17 protein-coding genes are annotated in these 17758 nt (G+C 71.0%); 15 read left to right on the top strand and 2 right to left on the bottom strand.

Annotation, left to right across the window (positions count from 1 at the left end; translation table 11 throughout):
- Positions 1–285: 285 nt before the first annotated feature.
- Entirely contained in the window at positions 286–1518 is a 1233-nt protein-coding gene (locus ABDZ92_RS09155) for a molybdopterin molybdotransferase MoeA (RefSeq protein ID WP_125962444.1), read from the bottom strand.
- Positions 1519–1657: 139 nt separating this feature from the next.
- Between ABDZ92_RS09155 and fdhD the strand changes: the two genes are divergently transcribed.
- From fdhD to ABDZ92_RS09205, 10 genes are all read left to right on the top strand, one after another.
- Positions 1658–2464, top strand: a complete 807-nt coding sequence (gene fdhD, locus ABDZ92_RS09160; protein ID WP_272695575.1) for a formate dehydrogenase accessory sulfurtransferase FdhD — start codon at positions 1658–1660, stop codon at positions 2462–2464.
- Positions 2461–2994 carry a molybdenum cofactor guanylyltransferase gene (gene mobA, locus ABDZ92_RS09165; protein WP_125962442.1) on the top strand — a complete coding sequence of 178 codons (534 nt, stop codon included), beginning with the start codon at positions 2461–2463 and terminating at the stop codon, positions 2992–2994. The genes fdhD and mobA overlap by 4 nt, the downstream gene beginning before the upstream one ends.
- Positions 2995–3076: 82 nt before the next feature.
- On the top strand, positions 3077–5359 hold the full coding sequence (locus tag ABDZ92_RS09170) for an FdhF/YdeP family oxidoreductase (RefSeq protein ID WP_125962441.1): 2283 nt from the start codon (positions 3077–3079) through the stop codon (positions 5357–5359).
- 82 nt (positions 5360–5441) lie between these two features.
- Positions 5442–5912 (top strand): cytochrome c family protein, encoded by a 471-nt coding sequence (locus ABDZ92_RS09175; protein ID WP_125962440.1) that lies wholly within the window; start codon positions 5442–5444, stop codon positions 5910–5912.
- Positions 5909–6922 carry a cytochrome c oxidase subunit II gene (gene coxB, locus ABDZ92_RS09180; protein ID WP_125962439.1) on the top strand — a complete coding sequence of 338 codons (1014 nt, stop codon included), beginning with the start codon at positions 5909–5911 and terminating at the stop codon, positions 6920–6922. The genes ABDZ92_RS09175 and coxB overlap by 4 nt, the downstream gene beginning before the upstream one ends.
- Positions 6919–8823 carry a cbb3-type cytochrome c oxidase subunit I gene (locus ABDZ92_RS09185; protein WP_125962438.1) on the top strand — a complete coding sequence of 635 codons (1905 nt, stop codon included), beginning with the start codon at positions 6919–6921 and terminating at the stop codon, positions 8821–8823. Before coxB ends, ABDZ92_RS09185 begins: the two co-directional genes overlap by 4 nt.
- Positions 8820–9437 (top strand): cytochrome c oxidase subunit 3, encoded by a 618-nt coding sequence (locus ABDZ92_RS09190; RefSeq protein ID WP_125962437.1) that lies wholly within the window; start codon positions 8820–8822, stop codon positions 9435–9437. Before ABDZ92_RS09185 ends, ABDZ92_RS09190 begins: the two co-directional genes overlap by 4 nt.
- Positions 9434–9772: a hypothetical protein gene (locus ABDZ92_RS09195; RefSeq protein WP_125962436.1), complete on the top strand. Its 339-nt coding sequence runs from the start codon at positions 9434–9436 to the stop codon at positions 9770–9772. The genes ABDZ92_RS09190 and ABDZ92_RS09195 overlap by 4 nt, the downstream gene beginning before the upstream one ends.
- A complete protein-coding gene (locus ABDZ92_RS09200) occupies positions 9760–10674 on the top strand; it encodes a cytochrome c oxidase assembly protein (RefSeq protein WP_125962435.1) in 915 nt (304 codons plus the stop codon). Before ABDZ92_RS09195 ends, ABDZ92_RS09200 begins: the two co-directional genes overlap by 13 nt.
- The gene (locus ABDZ92_RS09205) at positions 10664–11074 is read left to right on the top strand and encodes a c-type cytochrome (protein ID WP_125962434.1); all 411 of its coding nucleotides are present in this window, start codon (positions 10664–10666) and stop codon (positions 11072–11074) included. Before ABDZ92_RS09200 ends, ABDZ92_RS09205 begins: the two co-directional genes overlap by 11 nt.
- 55 nt (positions 11075–11129) lie before the next feature.
- Here the strand turns inward: ABDZ92_RS09205 and ABDZ92_RS09210 are convergent, their stop codons facing one another.
- Positions 11130–12086 carry a manganese catalase family protein gene (locus ABDZ92_RS09210; RefSeq protein WP_125962433.1) on the bottom strand — a complete coding sequence of 319 codons (957 nt, stop codon included), beginning with the start codon at positions 12084–12086 and terminating at the stop codon, positions 11130–11132.
- Between the two features lie 163 nt (positions 12087–12249).
- Here ABDZ92_RS09210 and ABDZ92_RS09215 point away from each other — a divergent pair, with 163 nt between their 5' ends.
- The 5 genes from ABDZ92_RS09215 (at position 12250) to ABDZ92_RS09235 (ending at position 17677) form a co-directional block, all read left to right on the top strand.
- Positions 12250–14346 (top strand): phosphocholine-specific phospholipase C, encoded by a 2097-nt coding sequence (locus ABDZ92_RS09215; protein WP_125962432.1) that lies wholly within the window; start codon positions 12250–12252, stop codon positions 14344–14346.
- Positions 14347–14428: 82 nt separating this feature from the next.
- Positions 14429–15361, top strand: a complete 933-nt coding sequence (gene epsC, locus ABDZ92_RS09220) for a serine O-acetyltransferase EpsC (protein ID WP_125962431.1) — start codon at positions 14429–14431, stop codon at positions 15359–15361.
- Positions 15361–16146 carry a gamma-glutamyl-gamma-aminobutyrate hydrolase family protein gene (locus ABDZ92_RS09225; RefSeq protein WP_206432279.1) on the top strand — a complete coding sequence of 262 codons (786 nt, stop codon included), beginning with the start codon at positions 15361–15363 and terminating at the stop codon, positions 16144–16146. The genes epsC and ABDZ92_RS09225 overlap by 1 nt, the downstream gene beginning before the upstream one ends.
- A 101-nt stretch (positions 16147–16247) precedes the next feature.
- Entirely contained in the window at positions 16248–17459 is a 1212-nt protein-coding gene (locus ABDZ92_RS09230; RefSeq protein ID WP_272695576.1) for an SDR family oxidoreductase, read from the top strand.
- 11 nt (positions 17460–17470) lie between these two features.
- Positions 17471–17677, top strand: coding sequence for a hypothetical protein (locus tag ABDZ92_RS09235; RefSeq protein ID WP_125962050.1), 207 nt, complete (start codon positions 17471–17473; stop codon positions 17675–17677).
- The last annotated feature ends 81 nt before the right edge of the window (positions 17678–17758 follow it).

The following is a 17758-nucleotide window of genomic DNA, read 5'->3' on the forward strand; positions in this document are numbered from 1 at the left end:
AGACCGGAGCCGCCGCCCACATGTCCCTTCATCTAAACCAACAATGTCAAAGAACAAAACGCCGGCGCCGAATGGCACCCCCTTTCGGGAGTGGCCCGGTACCGCTCGTTTCAGAACCGTTCGAACCAGGCCGTGAAGGCCGCCCCGTCCGGTGAACAGGCATTTAGGGGAGGGGTCGGATACCGTCAAGCGATTCGATTGCAGTTTTTTGAAATTTGTTCCGCGAACGCGGAAAAAGGCTCCTGCGGCCCCGCACGGCTCTCTTGGCGCGCATCGCCCCCGGGATCAGAAGCGCAGCGCCTCGACCCGCTCCCCCGCCGCCTGCGCCGGTGCCCCTGCTGCCCGCCGGACCAGCAGGTCGGCCAGTCCCAGCATCGCCTGCGACGCCGCCGACTGGCGATCGAGGATGGTGACGCCGCCCGATGTCCGCGTTGCGCACAGGAATGCCTCACGCGATCCGCCCGCCTCGGCTCCCACCGCCAGCGGCAGCGGCTGCCAGTCGAGCCCGGCGGCAAAGCCCCGCCCTTCCAGCGCCGTCAGCAGCGGCACCAGGAACAGCCGCGCGACCGTCATCGCCGCGGTCGGATTGCCGGGCAGGCCCAGCACCTGCTTCGCCCCCACCCGGCCGTGCCACACGGGCTTGCCGGGCTTCATCGCCACGCCGGCGAAGTCCGTCTCCAGCCCCAGCGGCTTCAAGCCGGCGCGGGCGAGGTCGCGCTCCCCGCGCGACGCACCGCCCGCCATCACCAGGATGTCGCATTCCGCCAGCGCCGCCTGCGCGGCAGCCGTGATCGCGCCGGCATCGTCGGGCACGCGGGTCGCGCCGCCGGGCTGGCCGCCCCATTGCCGGACCAGCAGCTGGAGGGCCTCCGAAAGGCTGTCGGGGAGCAGCCCGTCTCCAGCCGCCGCGCTGCCCGGCGCCACCAGCTCGTCGCCGCTTGCGATCACGTGCACGCGCGGGCGGCGCCACACGACCACCTCCGCCGCATCGGCCGCCGCTGCTACCACCAGCGCGCGCGGGTCGAGGATGCGTCCCGCCGCCAGCACCGGGGCTCCCGCGGCGAAGTCGGACGCGCGCGGGCGGACATGGCGCTTGTCCGGCAGCCGCTCCGGCAGCACCACGCACCCATCTGCTTGCGCCAGCAGCTCCACCGGCACCACCCGGTCGGTCCCGGCCGGCAGCGCCGCGCCGGTCGTCACCCGCACCGCCGCGCCCTCCGCCGTTCCGGTGAAGGGGGCGCCCGGATAGGCCGCCCCCGCCACCGCCAGGCGCCGCGTCCCGTCCGCCAGGTCCGCCTCGCGCACTGCCACGCCGTCCATCGCCGCCGTGTCTCGCCGCGGCGAATCGAACGCGGCGACTACCGGCTCGGCCAGCACCCGCCGCCCGGCCTTGCGCAGCGGCACCCGCTCGGTGCCGAGCGGCACGGCCCCCGCCGCCAGCAGCGCCTGCGCGGTATCGAAGCTCAAATCGGCCGCGCACGGGACCGGGGCGGGGAACGGCTCTTCTTCCAGCGGCATGCGCATTTCCTGCTTTGTCCTTGCGACGTCTGGCGCATCGCTCGGTACCCTGGCCAGCCCGAATTACGGTTATACCCGGCTTGTGCGCCCGGTGGTGCTCGTCCAACAGCATTCGATCCACCGCCCAAGGAAACGCCGCGTGACCCAGGAGCTTGCCGAAACCGGCCGTTCGGTCGTGGAGACCCTGGTCTGTGTCCGCGCCGACGGCAGCCGCGTGGCGGTCGAGCGCCCGGTCGCCCTGGAGCGCCCGCTCGCGATCGAGTTTAACGGCCTCGGCTATGCGGTCGTGATGGCGACGCCTGCCGACCTCGCCGATTTCGCCACGGGCTTCGCGCTTTCCGAACGACTGATCGGGCGGGCGGACGAGATCGTCGACATCGACTGCCACCCGGCCGACACGGGGCTGGTGCTGCGCGTGACGCTTGCCCCAGCCCGGGCCGCGGCCGTCGTCGAGCGCGTGCGCCACCGCGTGTCCGAATCGAGCTGCGGCCTGTGCGGGATCGAGAATCTCGAACAGGCGATCCGGCCGCTCCGCCGCGTGCCCGCCGCCCCCGCCCCTGCCGAAACCGCGATCTTCGCCGCACTGGAGGCGCTGCGCGATCACCAGCCGCTCAATCGCGCGACCGGCGCGGTGCACGCCGCGGCCCTGGTCAGCGCGGTCGGCGCGGTGCGGCTCGTGCGGGAGGACGTCGGCCGACATACCGCCTTCGACAAGCTGGTCGGCGCAATGCTACGCAAGGAGCTTCGTTGGGACGGCGGCTTTGCGCTGCTGTCATCGCGCTGCTCCTATGAGCTGGTTGAAAAGGCGGCGCTCGCCGACTGCCCCACGCTGGTGACGATCTCGGCGCCGACCAGCCTCGCCATCGCCCGCGCGCGCGACGCGGGGCTGCGGCTGATCGTGCTCGCCCGTTCCGACGCCATGCTGCTGTTGCCGGACACGCCGTGAGGATCCTGGGTGCCATTCTCGCCGGCGGGCAGGCGCGCCGGTTCGGCTCCAACAAGGCGCTGGCGACGCTGCGCGGTGAGCCGCTGATCGCCCACGCCGCCCGCGCGCTCGCGCCACAGGTCACGGCGGTGGCGGTGTGCGGCGGCGCGCCGCTGCTCCCCGATCTGCTGCACCTGCCCGACCGCCCCACCCCCGGCCTCGGCCCGCTCGGCGGCCTCGCCGCCGCGCTCGCTTATGCGCAGGAGCAAGGTTTCGACGGGGTGGTGAGCGTCGGCTGCGACACGCCGCGCCTGCCGGACGATCTGGTCGCCCGGCTGCGCGCGCCCGGTGGCGCCAGCTTCCTCGACGCCATGCCGCTGATCGGCTGGTGGCCGAGCGCCCTCGCCCCCGCCCTCGACGCCTTTCTCGCCAGCGACCCGCGCCGCTCGCTGCGCGGCTGGGGCGCGGCGGCGGGCGCCACCGTTCTTTCCCTTCCGCAACCGGTCCCCAACATCAACACGCCCGCGGACCTCGCCGAACTGGCCGGGTGATCGCGCTGCATCCTTTCCGGGTGCCGAGGCGTTGTGCCTTTTCAAAGGCACGTCCCGGCCGGGGCGGGGAGGAGCTGCGCCGATGGACGAGGAAAAAAAGGGCACCGTACATTATAAGGGTGCCGAAGGCGGCTGGGGCTCGGTCCGCGGCATTACCGAGACCTGGATGCGCGAGGTCGACCGCCCCGGTGCGCTGCGCACGCTGGAGCGGCAGAACAAGCCCGGCGGCTTCATGTGCGTGTCCTGCGCCTGGACCAAGCCCGCCCACCCCCACGGCTTCGAATTCTGCGAGAACGGCGCCAAGGCCACGCTCTGGGACCTCACCAGCCGCCGCTGCACGCCGCAGGTGCTCGCCCGCCACCGCGTCAGCGAGCTCAAGACCTGGCGCGACCATGATCTAGAGCAGCTCGGCCGCCTCACCCACCCGATGCGCTACGATGCCGCCACCGACAGCTATGTACCGTGCAGCTGGCAGGAGGCGTTCGACGGCATCGGGCGGGAGCTTCGGGCGATCGATCCGGGTTCGGCCGTCTTCTACACCTCCGGCCGCGCCAGCCTGGAGACCGCCTATCTCTTCCAGCTGTTCGCCAGGCTCTATGGGCACAACAACCTGCCCGACAGCTCCAACATGTGCCACGAGACGACCTCGGTCGCGCTCAAGAAGCTGATCGGCGTGCCGGTGGGCACCAGCGTCTTGAGCGACTTCCATCACTGCGACGCCATCTTCTTCTTCGGCCAGAACACCGGCACCAACAGCCCGCGCATGCTCCACCCGCTCAAGGAGGCGGTGGAGCGCGGGGTGAAGATCGTCACCTTCAACCCGATCCGCGAGCGCGGGCTGGAGGTGTTCCGCGATCCGCAGAGCCCGGCCGAGATGCTGCACCTCAAGAAGCCGACGCTGATCTCGCACCAATATCTGCAGGTGCGGGCCGGCGGCGACATCGCGGCGATCACCGGCCTCATCAAGCACATCCTCGCGGCCGAGGAGAAGCTCTGGGCCGAGGAGCAGCGCCACGTCCTCGACGTCGACTTCCTGGAACAGCACACCGACGGGTTCGAGGCGCTGAAGGCGCATGTCGCCGGCATGAGCTGGGATGCGATCGAGGCCGAATCCGGCCTCTCGCGCGCCGATCTGGAGGCGGCCGCCCAGGTCTATGTCGAGGCCAAGAACACCATCGTCATGTACGGCATGGGCCTCACCCAGCAGGTGCACGGCTTTGAAAACCTGGCGATGATCGTCAACCTGCTGCTGCTGAAGGGCAACATCGGCCGCGAAGGCACCGGCTGCTCGCCCGTCCGCGGCCATTCCAACGTCCAGGGCCAGCGCACCGTCGGCATCTCGGAAAAGCCCGAGCTGGTGCCGCTCGACAAGCTCGCCGAGCTGTTCGGCTTCGATCCCCCGCGCGACAAGGGGATGAACACGGTCGAATCCTGCGAAAAGATCCTCACCGGCGAGATCAAGGCCTTCATCGGCCTGGGCGGCAACTTCGTCCGCGCCATCCCGGAGCGCGAGAAGATGGAGGAGGCGTGGACGCGCCTGCGCCTCACCGTCCAGATCGCGACCAAGCTCAACCGGAGCCACCTCATCAACGGCCAGGTCGCCTATCTGCTTCCCTGCCTCAGCCGCACCGAGGTGGACGAACAGGCGAGCGGGCCGCAGACGGTGACGATGGAGGACAGCCTCAGCTGCATCCACGGCTCGGTCGCGCACAACAAGCCGGCGAGCGAGCACCTGCTCTCCGAAATCGCCATCGTCGCGGGCATCGCCAAGGCGACGCTGCCGCCCAATCCCAAGGTGCAGTGGGACGAGTGGGTGGCCGACTATGGCCGCGTGCGCGACCTGATCGAGCAGACCTATCCCGACGAGTTCGCCAAGTTCAACGAGCGCCTGTTCACGCCCGGCGGCTTCTACCGCGGCAATGCGGCGCGCGACCGCGTCTGGAAGACGGAGAGCGGCAAGGCCGAGTTCACCGTGCCGGATCACCTGTCGGCCGCGGGGTTCGAGGATGCACCGGGCCGCTACCGGCTGATGACCCTGCGTTCCAACGACCAGTTCAACACCACCATCTACGGCTATTCGGACCGGCTGCGCGGGATCGAGGGTACCCGCGACGTGCTGCTGATGCATCCGGACGAGATCGCCGCGGCCGGGCTGGCGGAAGGACAGGTCGTGGGGCTGCGGACCGATGCGGAGGACGGCGTCCATCGCGAGGTCGGCGGGCTCACCGTCACCCCGTTCCTGCTGCCGCGCGGCTGCGTCGCTTCCTATTATCCGGAAATGAACGCGCTGATCCCGCTCAGCCACCACGACCAGGAGTCCAAGACGCCCGCGGCAAAGGCGGTGCCAGTGCGGATCGTCACCTGATCGCGTCGCCCTTCGGAAATCAACTTCCGGTCAAGCAACCTGTGTGCTTGACCGGTTCTTCCGGATTGGCAAGGCTCGCTTGGTGCCGGGCAACAGATCCTCGTCCTTCATCGTCTTGTGCGCCCTTGCCCTGGCCGGGTGCAGCGCGGAGTCGCGCACGGTCGGCGCCGATCTGCCGCAGACCGAACCCACGGGCGCGCAGGATCCGCGTGCGGCCCGCTACGAGCGCAACGCCTATCAGGTCGCGCAAGGGGGCCGCTATTTCACCTGGTACGGCTGCGGCAGCTGCCACGGCAGCGATGCCGCGGGCGCGCTGAACCTCAACGACAAGCTCTGGGCGCATGGCAGCGACCTCGACCAGGTCTATCGCTTCATCGCCCAGGGCCATGGCGACGCCCGCTACGGCGAGCGCATCCCCGTCGAGCAGCTCTGGCAGATCACCGCCTATGTCCGCACGCTTCCCCAGCTGAAGCCGGAGAAGCGCCGCCGCCAGGACGTCGACCAGGTCGGCGAGGCGCAGGGCGACAACTGGACCGGGCCGGTGCTGCCATGACCCTGCGCAGGCTCCCGCTGCTGCCGGCGGTGCTGGCGCTCTCGGCGTGCGAGGGCGGCTTCCAGTCGCCGCTCGCGCCTGCGGGCGAGCAGGCGGCGAGCATCCATTCGCTGTTCTGGCTGATGATGGCGGTGTGCGGCTTCATGTACCTGCTGGTGCTGGCCGGGCTCGGCATCGGCCTGCTGCGCGCGCGCCGCCATCGGAGCGAGACGGGCGAGCCCAGCATCAACCCGGCCGACCGCGGCCTCACCCGCGGGCTGGTCGCCTGGGCCGCGCTGATCGTCGTCGGCCTCACCGTCCTCATCACGGGCAGCTTCCTGGTCGAGCGCACCATCGCCGGCGCCCGCGCCCGCGACGCGCTGGAGGTCCGCGTCACCGGCCATCAATGGTGGTGGCGCATCCAGTATCGCGATCCCGCCACCGGCGCCTGGATCGAGACCGCCAACGAACTCCACCTCCCGCTCGGGCAGACGACGCGGGTCGCGCTCGGCTCGTCCGACGTGATCCACAGCTTCTGGGTCCCCAACATCGCGCAGAAGCTCGATCTGATCCCCGGACGCATCAACCGCGTCGACCTCACCCCCACCCGCGCCGGCTGGTTTCGCGGCCAGTGCGCCGAGTTCTGCGGCGTGCAGCACGCGCACATGGCGCTCGACGTGAAGGTCGACACGCCGGAGGAATTCGCCCGCTGGCTGGCGGGCCAGCGGCGCCCGGCGACGCCGCCCGCCGATCCGGCGGCCGCCCGCGGGCTCCAGCTCGTCACCCGCGGCCAATGCGCCATGTGCCATGCGATCCGCGGCACCCAGGCGGTCGGCCGCGCCGGGCCGGACCTCACCCATTTCGGCGGCCGCCGCTCGGTCGCCGCCGGCACCCTCACCATGAGCCGCGGTGCCGTCCAGGGCTGGGTCACCCAGCCGCAGGCGGTGAAGCCCGGCACGATGATGCCCCCCGTCGCCCTCTCGCCGGCCGATGCGGACGCGGTGTCGCGCTATCTGATGGACCTGAAATGAGCGATCCGCGCACCCCCGCCGTCGAACTCCGCACGCTGCACGTCTCCTGGGCCGACGCGCCCGGCATCTGGGGCTTCCTGACCACGGTCGATCACAAGCGGATCGCCGCGCGCTACATCCTGACGGTGGTGCTGCTGCTGTTCCTCGCCGGCATGCTCGCGCTCGACATGCGGCTCCAGCTCGCCATGCCCGACATGGAGCGGATGACGCCGCAGCTCTACAACGAGAGCTTCTCGCTCCACGGCTCGACCATGTTGTTCCTGGTGTCGGTGCCGGTGATGGAGGCGATGGCGATCTGGCTGGTGCCGCTGATGCTCGGCCAGCGCGCGCTCGCCTTTCCGCGGCTCGCGGCGTTCAGCTACTGGCTGTATCTCGGCGGCGTCCTGATGCTGTGGGTGCCGCACGCCTTTGGCGTCACGCCCGATCTCGGCTGGTTCGAATATCCGCCGCTCTCCGGCCCCGCCTATTCGCCCGGCCACCGCGCCGACATCTGGGCGCAGATGATCACCTTTACCGAGGTCGCGGCGCTCGCCGCCTCGGTCAACATCGCCGCCACCGTGCTCAAGATGCGCCCGCCCGGCATGACGCTCGCGCGCATCCCGCTGTTCGTCTGGGCGATGTTCCTCGCCTCGCTCATGACGATCTTTGCGCTCCCGGCGGTGATGATGGTCACCAGCATGCTGATCGCAGACCGCCTCGTCTCCACCCAGTTCTTCGCGGCCGCGGCCGGCGGCGATCCGGTGCTGTTCCAGCACCTCTTCTGGTGGTTCGGCCATCCGGAGGTCTACATCATCTTCCTGCCGGCCGCCGGCTTCGTCTCGGTGATCGTCGAGACTTTCTCCCGCCGCACGCTGTTCGGCCATGCCGCAGTGGTGCTGTCGATGCTCGCCATCGCCGCGCTCGCCTTTGGTCTCTGGGTCCACCACATGTTCGCGGTCGGGCTGCCGCGGCTCGGCAACGACTTCTACACCGCCGCCAGCATGGCGGTGGCGCTCCCGGCCGGCGTCCAGATCTTCTGCTGGATCGCGACGCTGGCAACCGGCCGGCCCCGCTTCGACACGCCGCTCCTGTGGGTGCTTGCCTTCATCGTCACCTTCGTGATCGGCGGCCTGTCGGGCGTGATGACCGCCTCCGCCCCGCTCGACCAGCAGGTGACCGACACCTATTTCGTGGTCGCCCATTTCCACTATGTGCTGGTCGGCGGCGCGATGTTCCCGCTCTTCGGCGCCTTCGCCTATTGGTATCCCAAGGCGACCGGGCGGATGATGTCGGAAACCTTGGGCAAGATCAGCTTCTGGCTGATCGTCGGCGGCTTCAACCTCGGCTTCTTCCCCATGCACATCCTGGGTCTCCAGGGCATGCCGCGCCGCATCTATACCTATAGCGAGGGCATGGGCTGGGGCCCGCTCAACATGGTCGCCTCGATCGGCTCGGCGATCGCGGTCGCGGGCGGCGTGCTGTTCGTCGCCAATGCCGCCTGGAGCTACTTCCGCGGCAGGGCGGCGGGCCCGAACCCCTGGGGTGGCTCCACGCTCGAATGGGCCGCACCCTCGCCCCCGCCCCAGCATAATTTCGACGCGACGCCCGTGGTCGACAGCCTCACGCCCTTGTGGACGCAAAAGCAGGAACTCGCCGTCATGACCGGCCTCGCGGTCGATCGCCGCGAAGTGCTGGTGACGTCAGTGGTGGAGGCCACCCCGGAATACCGCCAGAAAAGCCCGCCGCCCTCGATCGCGCCGCTGCTCGCCGCCATCGCCGTCACCATCCTGTTCGTCGGCAGCATCTTCACCCCCTGGGCGCTGGTCTGGGGTGCCGTGCCGGTCGCGATCGGGCTCACCCTCTGGTTCTGGCCGCAGCGCGAGCGCTCGACCACTGGCCCGCTCCGGGTGCGCAACCGATGAGCGACGCCGTGCCCACCCGCGTCGTCGGCGACCTCGCCGACCTGCCCGAGACCGCATCGGGCGCGAGCCACCTCGTCTGGTGGGGCAACATAGGCTTCATGGCGATCGAGGGCACCGCCTTCGCGCTCGCCGCCGGCGCCTATCTCTACCTCATGAGCCAGACGGCCGGCTGGCCGCCGGACGGCGTCCGCCCGCCCGATCTGCTGTGGCCCGCGGTGCTGACGCTCGGCCTGTTCCTGAGCGAGATCCCCAACCTCTGGGTCCGCCGCTGCGCCAAGGCCAAGAACGAGCGCGGCGTGCGCATCGGCACGCTCGCCATGACCGTTATCGGCCTGCTGCTGCTGATCCCGCGCGGCATCGAGTTCGGGCACCTCAACGTCACCTGGTACGACAATGCCTATGGCTCGCTGACCTGGATGCTGCTGGTGCTGCACACCAGCCACCTCATCACCGACATCGGCGACACCGCCGTCCAGTGCGTGTGGCTCTATACCCATGAGGTCGGCGACGATCAGTTCGCCGACGTCGAGGACAACGCCAATTACTGGACCTTCGTGGTGCTGACCTGGATCCCGGTCGGCGCGCTCGTCTATCTGGCGCCGAGGTTCGGGTGAGCGAGTCCCTCTCCCGCGCGGCACGCGTGCGTCCCTGGGCGGCGCTGCTGCTGCCGCCCGTCGCCTGGTACGTCTTCGAACTGGGTCTCGGCAGCGTGCTCAAGGTCGATTGCGCCCCCGTCGGCGCCTGGCTGGGCCTCGCCTGGGGTCTCGCCAGCCTTGCGGTGTGCGGCCTCGCCATGGCGATCGCCTGGCCCTGCGCGCGGCCCGCGGGCGACCAGACCCCGCCGCGCGCCTGGCTGTCGCGCGTCGCGCTGCTGCTCGCCGGCATCTTCGCGCTCGCCATCGCCTTCCAGACGCTGGCCGTGCTGATCGTCCCGCCATGCGTCAGCTGATCCGCCTCGCCCCGCTGCTGGCGCTCGCGGTGCCCGCCGCCGCCCTCGCGCACGGCGGCCACGATCATGGCGAGCCGCCCGGCTGGACCTGGGATCCGTGGATTACCGTGCCCCTGCTGCTCTCCGCCGTCCTGTTCGGGCTCGGCTGGCGGCGCCTCTACGCGCGCTCGGCGGGCGGCCGCCCCCGGCTCAAGCGGCGCCTGTGGCTCTTCGCCGCCGGTTGGCTGACGCTCGCGGGCGCGCTGGTGTCGCCGCTGCACGAAGCGGGCGAGCGCTCCTTCACCGCCCACATGATCGAGCACGAGTTGCTGATGCTGCTCGCCGCCCCGCTGATCGTGCTGGCCGAACCGCTGTCGGCGATGCTCTGGGCCTTTCCCGCCGCCGCCCGCCGTACCCTCGGCCGCATCAGCGCCAGCCGGGCGGTGTCGGTCCCCTTCGCCTGGGCGACGGGCGCCGTCGTCGCCACCCTCCTCCAGGCGGCGGTGCTGTGGATCTGGCACATGCCGTCGCTGTTCGACGTGGCGCTGGCGAGCGAGGGCTGGCACGCCACCCAGCACCTCTGCTTCATCGTCAGCGCGCTGCTGTTCTGGACGGCGATGCTCGGCCGGCGCGGTGCCGGGGCGAGCGCGCTCGGCGACCGCGCGCTGGCCGCCTTCTGCCTGCTCGTCACCTCGTTCGTGACGGGGGCGCTGGGGGCGCTGATGGCCTTCTCCGACTCCCCTTGGTACGCGGGCTATGCACGCCTCGCGCTCGCGCCCTTCGGCATGACCCCGGCGGAGGACCAGCAGGTCGCCGGCCTCGTCATGTGGGTGCCCGGCGGCCTCGTCCACCTCGTCGCCGCGCTCGCCCTGTTCCGCACGCTCCTCGTGCCGTCGCCGCAAAGGACCGCCGATGCCGTCTGAGCTGCGCTTCGTGCTGATCCTCACCGGCATCGCCACGATTGCGGGCGCCGCCTCGGTGTTCGGCATCTACCGGCAGGATAGCCTCCAGACCCGCACCCAGGCGGAGGCGATGACCGGCGGCGATTCCACGGCCGGCAAGGCCGCGATCGGCCGCTACAATTGCGGCGCCTGCCACCGCATCCCCGGTATCGCCGGCGCCACGGGCACCACCGGCCCGGCCCTCAACGGCATCGCCCTGCGCGCCGAGATCGCCGGTGTCCTCGTCAACGATCCGCAGAACCTCACCCGCTGGCTGCGCCAGCCGCAGCAGGTGCTTCCCGGCAACGGCATGCCGGACCAGGGCGTCACCGAGCGCGACGCCCGCGACATGGCCGCCTATCTCTACACGCTGAAGCGCTAGCTGCCCCAGCAGGGCAAAGCCGGCGCTTCCGTTGCGGGAGCGCCGGCCCTGTTCGTCACTTCGCTACGGTGGCCTCTGCCATCGCCGGCGCCGACTGGATGTCGGGAGCACCGCCCATGTCGCCGTTCTTGGTGCGGCCGGCGCCCGGGCCCGCGCCCAGGTCCGCGCCGGTGGTCGGGTCGGCGCTCGGATCGGACGCGGTCCGCTCCACCATCTTGGCCGCGACCTTCTGGTCCTTGGCGGGAAGCTTGACGGTCGCCGTGCCGTCGCCCTCGTCGGCCGGCATCACCTGCTGCAGGTCGTCGATGCGGTCCCATTCGTCGCCCGCGTTCCACGGACCCGTGGTGTCGCCCTCACCCTGCGAGGTGTTGACGTACATGCTGGCGTATTTCTCCACACCCGGCAGCTTGCCCGACGGGAAGTTGTTCTCGATCGCATAGAGCGCCTTCTCGAACGACTTCTGGTGCGCCACCTCGCGCGTCATCAGGAAGCCCAGCGCGTCCTTGATGCCGGGATCGTCGGTGATGTTGATCAGCCGCTCATAGACGATCTTGGCGCGTGCCTCGGCCGCGATGTTGGAGCGCAGGTCGACGGTCGGCTCGCCGCGCGAGTCCACATAGGCCGCCGTCCATGGCACGCCCGCGCTGTCGCACAGCGCCGGGGCGCCGCCGAACAGGATCGATTCCTTGGCGCTGGTGCCGGTCTGCCCCACCATCTGGTAGAGTTCGGCCTCCTTCATCGTGCCCTCGGCCAGCTGCGCCTTCAGGCCCTTGTTGAGCATGGTGACGATCGACCCGATCACCTCCAGGTGGCTCAGCTCCTCCGTCGCGATGTCGAGCAGCATGTCCTTGCGGCCGGGATCGTCCTCACCCAGGCCCTGCGTGAAATAGCGCATCGCCGCGGCCAGTTCGCCGTCGGCCCCGCCGAACTGCTCCATGATCATGGTGGCGAGCCGCGGATTGGGCTCCGAAACGCGCACGGTATATTGCAACCGCTTGTTATGCATGAACATTGCCGGGCTCCTGCTGTATCGTTCTGGTCCATCCCAAGCGCATCAGCCACGCACCCGTTCCTGTTGAAAGTGACTCGCACCAATTGCCGCGGGAGCATGCGCTGACCGGCTCCGCGGGCGGGAGCGGCTTGAGCCTCTGCGCGGTCGCTGCCACGGGGACGGAATGACCGAACTTCACCGCCGCACCCTTTTGAAGGCAGGCCTTGGCGCCGCCGCGCTCGCCATTCCGGATTCGATCGCGCGCGCGCTCGCGATCCCGGCGGACGTGCGCAGCGGTACGCTGCGCGACGTCGAGCACGTCGTGATCCTGATGCAGGAGAACCGCGGCTTCGATCATTATTTCGGAACGCTGCGCGGCGTCCGCGGCTTCGGCGATCGCCTGCCGATCCCGCTCGCCCCGGCTTCGGACGGCGCGGCCCGCACCGTCTGGCAGCAACTCGACCGCACCGCCAAGGAGGGGCCGCGCACCGTCTCCCCCTTTCATCTGTCGACCCGCACCGACTGGGCGCTGATGCGCATGGAGGGCACGCCCCATAGCTGGCCGGACGCGCAGCGCGCCTGGGATCACGGCCGCATGGCGCATTGGCCGGAGGTGAAGACCGAGCGCGCGATGGGCCACTATCGGCGCGACGACATTCCCTTCCAGTTCGCGCTCGCCGATGCCTTCACCGTGTGCGACGCCTATCACTGCTCGCTGCAGACCGGCACCAACACCAACCGGCTGTTCCTGTGGACCGGCACCAACGATCCCGAGGGCCACGCCGGCGGCCCCGCCATTGCCAACTCGCACGACAGCTTCGCCGAGGATGGCGGCTGGGCCGAGCCCTATCGCTGGACCAGCTATGTCGAGCGGCTCCAGGCGGCCGGAATCGACTGGCGCATCTACCAGGACATGGCCGACAACTTCACCGACAACCCCCTGGTCGGGTTCGAGGCGTTCCGCGCCGCCCACAAGGGCACGCACGGTGCCGATCCGGCGCTTCGTGACCGCGCGCTCACCACCCGCGCGCTCGACGGCCTGCGCGCCGACGTGCTCGCCGGCCGCCTGCCGCAGGTCTCCTATGTGATCGCGACCGCCGCCGGCTCCGAGCATCCAGGCCCGTCCAGCCCCGCCCAGGGCGCCGCCTACACCGCCGAGCTGCTCGACGTGCTCACCGCCGATCCAAAGGTCTGGGCGCGCACCGTGCTGCTCGTCATGTTCGACGAGAACGACGGCTTCTTCGACCACGTGCCGCCGCCCGCCCCGCCGTCGCAGGATCCGGCGGCGCCCGGCGGCCTCGCCGGCGCCTCCACCGTCAGCACCGCGGGCGAGTATCACCGCGTGCCGAGCGCCGCCGACGCCGCGGTCGACCTGCCGGAGCTGCGCGGCCGTCCCTATGGCCTTGGTCCCCGCGTCCCCTTCTACGCCATCTCCCCCTGGAGCCGCGGCGGCTGGGTCAACTCGCAGGTATTTGACCACACCTCCGTGATCCGCTTCCTGGAACAGCGCTTCGGCGTCGCCGAGCCCAACATCTCGCCCTGGCGGCGCGCGGTGTGCGGCGACCTCACCTCGGTGTTCGACTTCGCCAGCCCGAACCGCGGCTTCCCCGACGGCATCCCCGATCCGCGCCCCGACGCCAGCCGCAGCGCCGCGATTCACGGCCAGGTCGCACCCCGCGCGCCCGCGGCCGCCCAGCCGCTGGTGCAGGAGCCGGGGGTCCGCCCCTCGCGCCCGCTCCCCTACCACCTCTCCGTCACCGAGGCACCGGACGAGGCCGGCATCCGCCTCACCTTCCACGCAGGCGCGAACCGCGCCGGCGTCGCCGCCGTCTTCCACGTTTATGACCGGCTCGCGCTCGATCGCCTGCCCCGCCGCTACACGGTCGAGGCGGGCGGCCAGCTCACCGGCCATTGGGCGGGCGCGGGCGCGGACGGCGCCTACGACCTGTGGGTGCTCGGCCCCAACGGCTTCCACCGCCACTTCGCCGGTCGCGCCGCCGACCGCGCGCTTGCCGGGCGCATCGCCTGGCACCTCGATCCGGCGCGCGCTACCCTTGCCCTCGCCGCTCGCCCCGGCCCGGCCGCATGGCAGGTCGCGCCCAACGCCTATGCCGATCACCACCGGCCCTGGCACGGCACCGGCACCCCGCCGCTCTGGGACCTCGCACCCACCGGCGGCTGGTACGACCTGACCCTCACCAGCCCGGCCGCCCCCGGCTTTCTTCGCCGCATCGCCGGCCGGCTCGAGACCGGGCGCCCCTCCACCTCCGACCCGGCCTGATCCACGGCTTCGCCCCGGCAAAGCATTTCTTTGAATTCCTATTCTGCCGATGGGGTATGTCTCTCCACATCGGAGGTAGGCCATGTCGCGCACACTGATCGAGACCGTCGCCGCCCTGCGCGTCGCCCGCGCGGCGTGGCGGCAGCGCCAGGACGAATCGCGCGACGTGGAGAGCTTTCCCTCGCGCGACGCCGTCGCCCGCATCGTCGAGACGCTGGCGACCGCCCTCTATCCCCGCCGCCTGGGCGGCTTCCGCGGCACCGCCGAGGCGGAGGACGCCTTCGTCGCCGAGCGCCTGACCCTCGCCCTCGCCGACCTGGAACGCGAAGTCGCCGCCGAACTCGGCTATTGGCAGGCGGAGGCGCGCAGCCGCTTCGATCCCGACCAGGCCGGCATGATCGTGCGCCTGTTCGCCGCTACCCTGGGGGAGGTCCGCCAGCTGGTCGACAGCGACGTCGACGCCGCCTTTCTCGGCGATCCGGCGGCGCGCAGCGTGGACGAGATCCTGCTCTGCTATCCCGGCGCCCTCGCCAGCCTGCACCACCGCATCGCCCACCAGCTCCACCAGCTCGGCGCGCCCATCGTCGCCCGGCTGATCTCGGAACTCGCCAACGCCCGCACCGGGATCGACATTCATCCGGGTGCCACCATTGGGCGCGGCTTCTTCATCGACCACGGCACCGGCGTGGTGATCGGCGAGACCGCGATCGTCGGCGATCGCGTGCGGCTCTACCAGCATGTGACGCTGGGCGCGCGCAGTGCACCGGGCGACACCCGCGACGGCGGCCGCCCCCGCCACGATCGCCACCCGATCGTCGAGGACGACGTGGTCATCTATGCCGGCGCGACCATCCTCGGCCGCGTCACCATCGGCGCCCGCTCCACCATCGGCGGCAACGTCTGGCTGCTCGACGACGTGCCCCCCGACAGCGTCGTGGTCCAGCCGGAGGCGCGGCGGCTCGATCGCGCTGCCGGGGCGACGCTGCGCGACGTGCTGGTGGAGACGGCAGGCTGATGCGCTTCCGCCCCGCCCTTCCCGAAGCCACGCCGGCCCGCCCCGTCGTCGGCGTGCTCTGCTGCAACGAAGTGGTGGATCGCCCGGTGCAGGTCGTCGCCACCCGTTTCGTCCGCCCGCTCACCCAGCTGGTCGAGGCGACGGTGCTGCTCGTCCCCGCCGTCGCCGATGCGGCCGATGTCGCCGGGGTCGCGGCCGCCCTCGACGGCCTGCTCCTCACCGGCTCGCGCTCGCACGTGGCGCCCGAACGCTACGGCGCCGCCCCCGTCCCCCGCCCGGCCGCGCACGATCCCGAGCGCGACGCGGTCGCCCTGGCGCTCTCCGCCCGCATGATCGAGGGCGGCAAGCCCGTGTTCGGCATCTGCCGCGGCATGCAGGAGTTGAACGTGCTGTTCGGCGGCACCCTGTGCGAGCAGCCCGCCGACGGCGGCCATCACCGCGGCGACTGGGACGAGGGCTATGACGCGCTGTTCGACCATCACCACGCCATCCGCCTCGCCGACCGGGGCCGCCTCGCCCGCGCCACCGGCTGCTCGCGACTGCGGGTGAACTCCGTCCACCAGCAGGGCGTCGATCGGCTCGGCTCCGGCCTCACCGTCGAGGCGCGGGCGGAAGGGGACGATCTGGTCGAGGCGATCTGGGCGCGCCCGTGCGGCGCCGACGTGCTCGCCGTCCAGTGGCACCCCGAATGGGACGCGGACCACGCTCCGGCCAGCCGCGCCTTCTTCGCGCTGGTGGCAGAGGCGCTGCGCACCTCCGCCTACGCCCAGCGCCGAGCCGCCTGACCCCTTCGCTCCGGCCAGGGAACCCCCGCCGCCGCCTGCCGTTCGTGAAGCACCCCGTGCAGCGCGCGACCCCTCAGGCAGCGAAGGCCAGGAACATGGCGGTGAAGCTCAAGCCCCTTTCCGAACAAGTCATGGTGATCCTCGGCGCGTCGAGCGGCATCGGCCGCGAAACCGCGCGCCGGGCAGCGGCCGCAGGCGCCACGCTCGTGGTCGCCGCCCGCGGCCAGGCCGGCCTCGCCTCGCTGGTGGAGGAGATCACCCAGGCCGGCGGCAAGGCCGTGGCGGTCGTCTGCGACGTCACCGACGAGGCGCAGGTCCGTCAGCTGGCGCGCGACGCCGTCGCCCGCTTCGGCCGGATCGACAGCTGGGTGAACGTCGCCGGCGTCTCGGTCTATGCCGGGTTCGAGGACACCACGCCCGAGGAGTTCCGCCGCATCCTGGAGGTGAACTTCATGGGCTATGTCCACGGCGCCCAGGCGGCCCTGCCGTACCTGCGCGAACAGGGCGGCGCGCTGATCGTGATCTCCTCGGTGGAAAGCATCGTCTCGCTGCCGCTGCACAGCGCCTATGCCGCCTCCAAGCACGCGATCGAGGGCGCCTTCGACGCGCTGCGCCGCGAGCTGATGGCGGAGGGCGCGCCGGTGTCGGTGACCAGCATCAAGCCGGCGACGATCAACACCCCCTTCTTCACCAACTCCCGCAGCAAGCTCGACGTCGTGCCCAAGGGACCGCCGCCCTTCTATGATCCGGGCGTGGTCGCCGACTGCGTTCTCTACGCGGCCGAACATCCCGTACGCGACCTGTTCGCCGGCGGCGCCGGCCGCAGCATGGCGCTCAACCAGGTGACGGCTCCCGGCGTGATGGACGCGCTGCTCGCAAAGTTCGGCATCCCCGGCTCGCGCACCCAGCGCCCCGCCCCCGCCGGCCAGCCCGGCAACCTCTACGCACCCGACGGCGACGACCGCGCGCGCGGCGACTTCACCGACCGCACCCACCCCAGCCTCTACACCTGGCTGGCGCTCCGGCCGCTGGCGCGCACGCTCGCACTCGGCGCGCTCGTCACCGGCGCCGTCGTGGCGAGCCGCGCCCGCCGCGCGCGCCACGGCGCGCCCGACACGACGGCGCCGGACGCCCTGGTCGGCACCGCCGCCTTCGCCCGGCCCGAGGACCAGGACGCCTCCCCCGGCAGCTACCAGCCGGTCCGCCCCGCCGGCCCCGAATCCATGCGCGACCCCACCGCCCGCCCCTGGACCCGCGTCGACGAAGCCTCCGACGAATCCTTCCCCGCCAGCGATCCGCCTGCGACTTACTGATCGTCGAAGATATGAAGACGCTCGTGCTGATCTTCGGCATCCTCCTCGCCATCGCCACGTTCGTGTGGTTCTTCTACTTCGTGCCCTTGGGGTGCGGGATGAACCCGACTGGCTGCCGTGAGCGGTTCGACGTCTTGAGTTCTGTCGGCCTCATCCACTTCTGGGCGCCGCTGGCTGTGGCCGGCGCGGCGATCTTGTACGGCGTCAGGCGCAGCTGAGATGGGCGGTGTCCGCTGGCTTGCGTTGCTGACGATCCTTCTGGTGGGGCCACAGGTTCCTGCACTTGCCGGCCCACCGTC

It is taken from the genome of Sphingomonas molluscorum, assembly GCF_039522995.1.
GTDB lineage: Bacteria > Pseudomonadota > Alphaproteobacteria > Sphingomonadales > Sphingomonadaceae > Sphingomonas > Sphingomonas molluscorum.

Coding starts and splice junctions, on each gene's coding strand:
- ABDZ92_RS09155 (WP_125962444.1), bottom strand. CDS start 1,518: ATGCCGCTGGAAGAAGAGCCGTTCCCCGCCCCGGTCCCGTGCGCGGCC.
- ABDZ92_RS09170 (WP_125962441.1), top strand. CDS start 3,077: ATGGACGAGGAAAAAAAGGGCACCGTACATTATAAGGGTGCCGAAGGC.
- coxB (WP_125962439.1), top strand. CDS start 5,909: ATGACCCTGCGCAGGCTCCCGCTGCTGCCGGCGGTGCTGGCGCTCTCG.
- ABDZ92_RS09185 (WP_125962438.1), top strand. CDS start 6,919: ATGAGCGATCCGCGCACCCCCGCCGTCGAACTCCGCACGCTGCACGTC.
- ABDZ92_RS09190 (WP_125962437.1), top strand. CDS start 8,820: ATGAGCGACGCCGTGCCCACCCGCGTCGTCGGCGACCTCGCCGACCTG.
- ABDZ92_RS09200 (WP_125962435.1), top strand. CDS start 9,760: ATGCGTCAGCTGATCCGCCTCGCCCCGCTGCTGGCGCTCGCGGTGCCC.
- ABDZ92_RS09205 (WP_125962434.1), top strand. CDS start 10,664: ATGCCGTCTGAGCTGCGCTTCGTGCTGATCCTCACCGGCATCGCCACG.
- ABDZ92_RS09210 (WP_125962433.1), bottom strand. CDS start 12,086: ATGTTCATGCATAACAAGCGGTTGCAATATACCGTGCGCGTTTCGGAG.
- ABDZ92_RS09215 (WP_125962432.1), top strand. CDS start 12,250: ATGACCGAACTTCACCGCCGCACCCTTTTGAAGGCAGGCCTTGGCGCC.
- epsC (WP_125962431.1), top strand. CDS start 14,429: ATGTCGCGCACACTGATCGAGACCGTCGCCGCCCTGCGCGTCGCCCGC.
- ABDZ92_RS09225 (WP_206432279.1), top strand. CDS start 15,361: ATGCGCTTCCGCCCCGCCCTTCCCGAAGCCACGCCGGCCCGCCCCGTC.
- ABDZ92_RS09235 (WP_125962050.1), top strand. CDS start 17,471: ATGAAGACGCTCGTGCTGATCTTCGGCATCCTCCTCGCCATCGCCACG.